The organism is Paraburkholderia sp. NMBU_R16 (assembly GCF_013282575.1).
Taxonomy (GTDB): domain Bacteria; phylum Pseudomonadota; class Gammaproteobacteria; order Burkholderiales; family Burkholderiaceae; genus Trinickia.
On sequence record NZ_JAAAYE010000232.1, the window covers coordinates 1 to 924 of the forward strand.

Sequence of the window (924 nt, forward strand, 5' to 3'; positions counted from 1 at the left end):
TGCAACATGCGCCGCGCGTCAATCAACAAACGCTTGTCAGCGTCAATCAACATCGGCATCATCAACCTCGCCGCGACATTCTCATCTTGTTTGTCGCGCGTCTCTCATCCAGATTGTCGCGCCACAGGTTGTGGTGCTTTCCCATGGCAGGCACCTCCTGTTCCAAAGGATAGGTGTCCACGAAACCGGGTCAACTCCAATGTGAAATCAAATCATGGAGTTGGCACGGAGACGCTGCAGTCCAACGGCCCGAGCACATGCAATGCGAACGGAGCGCGACGGGCGCAGCGTTGCCGAGCTTTCGGAGAGGCACATTCTACCCACGCCCCACCAGGTAATCATCGTGACCGAAACGTTGAACCTCAAACGCCGCGCGCCCGTATGGGAAGCGCTTTCGGAACTGTTTGTGGGCAAGGAACTGCAAGGTTACGACTACGCCGGAATTGCCGAAACGCTGCGCGTGTCCGGTTACTCACTCGCCGAACTCGAAAAGGTACTCCGCGAGGAAGTGGCACCGGTTTTTCGCAGTAATCTTTCTCCGCTCGCCATACCCGAAATGGAAGGGTGGGCACGAGACACCGTCGTGAAAGAGATCGAGGCTTACCTTGAGCATGAGAGAACGGGCCTGTCGCGGTTGTTGTCGCGTTTGACAACGTCCAGACCGCTGCCGGATGTGGCGACTAAGCGGTGGCAGCAAATTAAGTCTTTGCTGTCGTAACATGTAGCGAAGCAATGCTTGAGATTTATCGATGCGGTTCCGATGCGGGAAAGCGATACAGGGCCCCATAGCCACAGTCGCCTAACAGCTTGCTGAAATACCCCTCGTCAGCGAGCGCGTACCTTTCGTCGGCTCGTCGAGCCAGTCGATTTTTCGGGATATGGAAATCTGGGCCTCATTTCAGGGATTTCTGATGGTCTGAGGCT

At 55.7% G+C, this 924-nt stretch carries 1 protein-coding gene; it reads left to right on the forward strand.

The features are described from left to right. Positions 1-262 precede the first annotated feature (262 nt). Positions 263-718 carry a hypothetical protein gene (locus tag GWC77_RS28015; protein ID WP_173262815.1) on the forward strand — a complete coding sequence of 152 codons (456 nt, stop codon included), beginning with the start codon at positions 263-265 and terminating at the stop codon, positions 716-718. Positions 719-924: the final 206 nt, after the last annotated feature.

Coding starts and splice junctions, on each gene's coding strand:
- GWC77_RS28015 (WP_173262815.1), top strand. CDS start 263: ATGCGAACGGAGCGCGACGGGCGCAGCGTTGCCGAGCTTTCGGAGAGG.